A 5,908-nucleotide genomic window follows, 5' to 3' on the forward strand; every position below is an offset into this window, starting at 1 on the left:
TAAAAACCGATTGTTTTGTTATCTTGAAAAATTTTCCCAAAAGACACAATATATTAATACTTTTTATTTTTATATGTTTATAAACGGATTCAAATCGCAAAACACTATATAAAGGCAAAATGCCAGATGGCATGAATACCTATAATTATATAACAAACAAAAAGAAATTAACAAACACAATTTATAAACGTATATAAGAAAAAGGGCTTGAATGTAGTGGATAAAACAAAAAAGCAGTTTAAAACTGCAAAAATAAGGTGTTTTATTTATTGTTGTCTCTTTGATAAATAAAGCCCTGTTTCAGTATTGATAACCATTTTTTCTCCAATATTGATAAAAAGAGGAACTTTAATTACTAAAGCCTGTTTCTAAAGTGGCATCTTTTAAAAATTAGTTTATCCTTTGGCTCAGGTTCGGTGTAGCTACTTTAATAGAGATTTTGTCAGGTAAACTGATACCTACAATTTCATAATTTTCATAAAAAATAATATCTACTAAAAGCCCTTCATAAAGATATTTAAGAAAATCTTTTAATTGATGTTTGTTAATTTCTAATTGTTCGTAATTTTGAGTATTCATAAAAATATAATTATCTTCCAAAGCATAAAGAAATTGCATCTTAATTTTAGTAATTAAGGCAGGCTGCACTTTGATACCAGCGTTAAAAGTGTAGTCAATGACACTACCTGTTCTTAGGTTTCTTAATTTGGTTCTTACAAATGCAGCACCTTTACCAGGTTTGACATGTAAAAAATCTAGAATTTGATAAATTTGGTTGTTGAATTTAATGGTTTGTCCAGTTTTAAAAATCGTTTGTATTAATCATATTTCTAATTACTTTCTTATTTTTTGGAATTGTTTTCGTTGGTTTAATTGTTTAATGTTTAATCAGTTTTTAAAAATAGTTAATAAGGTAAATAGTGGTTTTTTCTAAATCAGGGGGATAAGGCATCTAGAATGATGGGCTTAATTTGATTTTTAAACCAAGTTTTTTGGCGTTTGGCATATTGCATAGTTTTTTGAATAATTAAGGTTTTGGCTTGGTCTAAAGTTATTTTTCCTTCTAACAAAGCTTTAATTTCGCGATAACCAATAATATTAAAATTGGCGTTTGGAAAATGAGTTTGAATTTGGTTAACTTCTTCTATAAAACCTTGTTTTAACATTTGTTCCAATCTTAAAATAACTCTTTTTTTCAAAATTTGTCTATCAATATCGAGATAAAAAATTAGCGAAGAATATAGAGGATTGTGTTTTTATTTTTTTGTGACCTTAAAGCGCCTGCAAGTAAATCTTGATAAGCGCTTAGGATGCGACGAGGATTTTTTAAATCTAGGTTCGCAATTAATTGGAGGATCTTTTTGTTTAATAAAATCAATCATATTTTCTATTGCAGGTAAAGAAGTAGGTGGCAAAAAACAAAGATTTAGAGTTAATTCATAATCAAAAAGAGCTGATTTAAGATAAACCCGCTACCACCCACAAATAAAGGAAGGGGCGTTTCTTCGATTTTTTTTGCGGGCATCTTTTTGAAAATGATAAATACTGTAATTTGTTCCAGGAGCAAGAAAATCTAAAAGATGATGTTTAATTCCTTGCGATTCTTCGAGAGTTATTTTAGCAGTTCCAATATCGTATTTTTTGATACATTTGAAGAGAATTCGCAATTAATTATTTCTAAATTAAATTTTTTAGCTATTTTAATGGAAAGGCTAGTTTTTCCTGAAGCGGTAGGACCTGTAATAGCGATTACTTTTTTTCATAATTTTCCTTTATGAGGGTAGAAGTGTTTTGGGGTTATTAAATATTTTCCAAAAATATAAAATCATTATAAATTTATATTGAAAGTTATGTTTGGTATAATAATTTAATAATTTAAATAATTAAAAAACCAGAATAAAATAAAAAAATGCAAAGCATTAAAAAACAAAAAAAATTAAAGTGATACAGAAGATAATTTTGATTCTTTTTCGCTTAGTTTTCATAAAACAAATTTTATTTCATTCTGATAAATTAATCTTTTCAATAGTTTTGTGAGGTTTAAGAGTGACCAGTAAACCGTTTAATTGTCTTTTTCCTTCGGCATTAGGTCTTGAAACAAAACGATTTCCTAAAAAAGATTGAATTATAGGTTCTTTTCTTTACCAATGACGCCGTCCTTGGCTCCTGCTCATTCCTGCATCAGAAATATAAAGAGTATTGTGGGAAAAAGGCGTTCGTCGTTGGTTCTGGACATGAGTGTGAGTGCCTACAATAGCATCAATTCTACCATCAAAAATAATGAGTTAAAGCAATTTTTTCACTAGTGGCTTCGGCATGAAAATCCAAAAAGAAAAATCATATTTAGCTTTATTTTGTTCCAAAACATTATCAATAGTTTTGAAAGGGCAATGCAATTTGGAGTTAATAAAAACACGTCCTAAAGCATTCATAACTAAAATTTTTTTATCTTCGCAATCAATAATTTTATAACCTTGCCCTAATTGTTGGAATTAATGTCATTGATGGGACGAATTACATTTGATTTGTCAATAAAATTTTTAATTCTGTATTGTTTATTTTTCCAAACATGGTTTCCATAGTCATCAAATCAACACCTAATTTTTGTAATTTTTTATAAATTTGAAAACTTAAACCTTGCCATTATCAGCGCTTTTCAGCATTGGCAATAATGAGGTTAGGTTTGTAAGTTTCTTTTTAAAAACCCACTTTTTTCGGAAAAATAACTAATTCCTGGGTTTCCGTAAATATCTCCGATAAACATTATTTTCATGAATTAATTATTCCTTTGGTGGATTATAATTTAGCCATTTCCACAGCTCTGGTTTCTCTTGCAGTAACAGTAACTTTGATAACACCATTGTAACTAATGTCTTTTTCAATTTGTTCTTTTAATGGTGCGGGCAGTTTGGAAAATAAAATTATCTGCGATTTTGTCTGGTTCAACGATAACACGAATTTCGCGCCCAGCTTGAATAGCATAAGATTTGGCAACTCCTTCTTGTTGCATTAGCAATAGTTTCTAATTTGGTTAGTCTTTGGATGTAGTTTTTCACTTGATTCTTCTTTGGCTCCTGGTCTAGCGAAAGACAAAATCATATTGCAACTAAAACAGCGATAATTGATTGGGGTTCTTGGTCTTCATGATGAGAGGCAATAGCGTCGATAACTTCTTTTTTTTGTATTGGAAGCAATAGAAAACGCCAATTTCTACGTGGCTTCTTCCATTTCTGTGGTCTAGGAGCTTTAATTGATGTCATGAAAGTCCTGCTCTTCTTGCAAGAATTTCGTTTTCTCCAATTTCAGAAAGTTTTATCAGCTAAAAGTTACTTCCAAAGAATGTTTCAAAACAGTACGATAATAACTAATGCGGAAGTGCAGTTTTTCCCAAAATTTTAATTAAGTCCGGGGTTACGCCCCTTGATTTTAGTAATAAAAGCAGCTTCTTCTGCCCATTTCTTTAATAAAATTGTCTACTTATGGTTGAAGTTTCTAAGGCTTTTTCTGATGCGAGAAGGATGAATTCGCCCATCAGAGACCAAAAATTCTAAAGTTTTTGGCAATTTCTCTTCTAATCGGGTCAAAACTACTTAAATAATGGTGCAGCATCAATTAAGTCTACCCGGTTAAAAACTTCCAAAGACTTAATATTTCGCCTTGGCGCCCAATAATCCGCCCTTCATATCTTCGTTAGGAATGTTAACAACGCTAATATTTTTTCTCCTGTAATATCGCCAGCACATTTTTGCATGGCTGTCCTAAAAGAGTTTGGCTTTTTAGATGTCCTGCCTTTGGGCTTTTTCTTCTTCTTGCTTAATATATAAATCATTTCATAAGTGGTTTTGTCTCTTGTTTCTTTCTTATTATGATTTCATCTTGGCTTGATCTTGCGTTAAGGTGCTATTTTTCTAATTCTGTTGTTTTTGGGTGTTTAAAATTGTTTTTGTCTTTGATTTGTTGTTCTAGTTTTTTTTTTTAGTATGGCTAATTATTTGTTGTTCAGAATCTAAATGCTCTTTCTCTTTATTGAGGTTTCAGTTCTGTTGTTAAGCAATTCTTCACGACGATTATTTTGATTCTAAATCAACAATTGTGTTGGTTCTTTGTTCTTAAATCCAGTTCTAATTTTTGTCTTAAAGAAGTTATTTCTATTTTGGCATTACGCATCATTTTCTTTGTTCGCGTTGTTATAAAATCTTTTTCTTTTCTTTTGATTTGTTGTCAAAGTTTGTTTTTTTTCTTTCTACTCTTTTTGATTAAAAAAGAATACAAAAATAGCCGATAATTGATCCACAAATTTAAAACAAAGACAAGAAGGGAACAACACATTATACAAATGAGTTCGCCAACAATCACCTCTGCATATCCTTTTGATACCTTCTTTTGGGGGGTTAACAAATGTAAAATCATTGTTTTACCTCTTTTTCTTTTTTTGAATTTAGTTTAATGATTTGTAATGCAAAACAAAAAATAAAAAAATAGGGGGAATTAAATTTTTGATCTGCAATTTTGTCATTAAAACGATAAATAAGTTTGTTTTTTAAATATTGATAATTAATTTAGAATTAATTTTGAATGGGGCGGGTTGGAAGTTTTATTATTTTTTTAATTTGTTCAGTACAAAATTTCATCGTTAAATGAAAAAAATAAAAATGTATACATAAATTGGGGTTAAAAAAAATAATAAAGTTTGGTTTGCGAAAAAATTCAGCAAAAAATATACAAAAAACAATGGTTCTGTGATGAATAGTGGCAAAAAATAAAAAAACTGAAAAGCTAACCTTAAAAAGATTAGCTTTTGTAATGAAAAATATTTAATTATTATATATTATTATGTAAGCTAGAAAATATTTGAATTTATTAATATAATTAATAATCAAGCTTTTCTTGGTGATTTGTTTTTATTTTGCGAAAGGCTTTTGGCTAACGGCGTTGATAATTTATTAGAAAAGTTTTTAGTGATTGAGATACTTGCGGGAGATTGTATAACTTTTTCAACAAATTCTCCATTTATTTTTTCACTAAATACATCTTTCCAAGAATTTTTTTCTAAAATTGAAGGGTTTGGGCTTTGTGTTTCATCAGAAAATTGCATTTGTTCAATAACTTCATCAGGAAGATTTGACTTTTTTCATTGAGGAGTTTTCTTCTAAAGAAAAAAATATAATAATAGAAATGGCAAGCAATATCACAATAAAAACGCTAGTAATAATGATTTGCTTGGAAGTAAATCTTTAAAAATAAAATGATATCCTTTTGGTTGTTGGAATAAAAATCATGCCAAAACTCCAATATCAAAATAAAGAATAATAAATAATATAATTGGATTGAATGCATAATTTTTTAATTTTAATTTGGATTTTAAAAATATAGATAATTTTAATAATTTAATTAATGAGAAATATATAAGATACTAAATAAAAAAAATATATCTCGTAAATATTATATAATAACTCAAAAGTATTTGCAAAATAATGTTAAAATAATGTCAAAAAGGAGTTAAAATAATGATTTAAAAATCTATCTTTTCATTTTTTGATGTTGTTTTGGAATTGTTATTTTCTTTTTTGCGAACTTCTAACAATTTTGATAACGTTGCTCTAAGGTTTTCTTTTTTAGATATCTTATATATTTCATTAATTAAATTATTAAAGTATATCTATATTTTTAAATCCAAATTAAATTAAAATTAGCATTCGTATCTTTCAATATGATATTTGGAGACGCAACATGTTCTATTCAACAACAAAATATCATTTTTACAGAACACTTCAAACAAATCATATTACCAACGTTTTTAATATGATATTGCTGCCGACTATTATTATATTTTTCTTTAGAAGAAACTCCTCAATGTTAAATGTGATGAGTTATTGAACCGTCATTTTCCTGATGGCTCTAAGCAATG

2 protein-coding genes and 3 pseudogenes are annotated in these 5,908 nt (G+C 28.1%); all 5 read right to left on the minus strand.

Annotated elements, in window-relative coordinates; genetic code table 11:
• Nucleotides 1-262: 262 nt before the first annotated feature.
• A pseudogene (gene efp, locus ACEW7V_RS02030) lies at nucleotides 263-826 on the minus strand (elongation factor P).
• A 58-nt stretch (nucleotides 827-884) separates the two neighbouring features.
• Nucleotides 885-1,750 (minus strand): annotated as a pseudogene (gene miaA, locus ACEW7V_RS02035) (tRNA (adenosine(37)-N6)-dimethylallyltransferase MiaA).
• Between the two features lie 391 nt (nucleotides 1,751-2,141).
• Nucleotides 2,142-2,432, minus strand: a pseudogene (locus ACEW7V_RS02040) (YmdB family metallophosphoesterase).
• Between the two features lie 446 nt (nucleotides 2,433-2,878).
• Nucleotides 2,879-3,010 (minus strand): hypothetical protein, encoded by a 132-nt coding sequence (locus ACEW7V_RS02045; protein ID WP_374695295.1) that lies wholly within the window; start codon nucleotides 3,008-3,010, stop codon nucleotides 2,879-2,881.
• Nucleotides 3,011-4,876: 1,866 nt separating this feature from the next.
• Nucleotides 4,877-5,095: a hypothetical protein gene (locus ACEW7V_RS02050; protein WP_374695296.1), complete on the minus strand. Its 219-nt coding sequence runs from the start codon at nucleotides 5,093-5,095 to the stop codon at nucleotides 4,877-4,879.
• Nucleotides 5,096-5,908: the final 813 nt, after the last annotated feature.

The sequence above is a fragment of the Areca yellow leaf disease phytoplasma genome, assembly GCF_041920595.1.

Bases quoted from the DNA above. Each gene is read 5' to 3' on its own strand.
- ACEW7V_RS02045 (WP_374695295.1), bottom strand. From the start codon at position 3,010: ATGCAACAAGAAGGAGTTGCCAAATCTTATGCTATTCAAGCTGGGCGC.
- ACEW7V_RS02050 (WP_374695296.1), bottom strand. From the start codon at position 5,095: ATGCAATTTTCTGATGAAACACAAAGCCCAAACCCTTCAATTTTAGAA.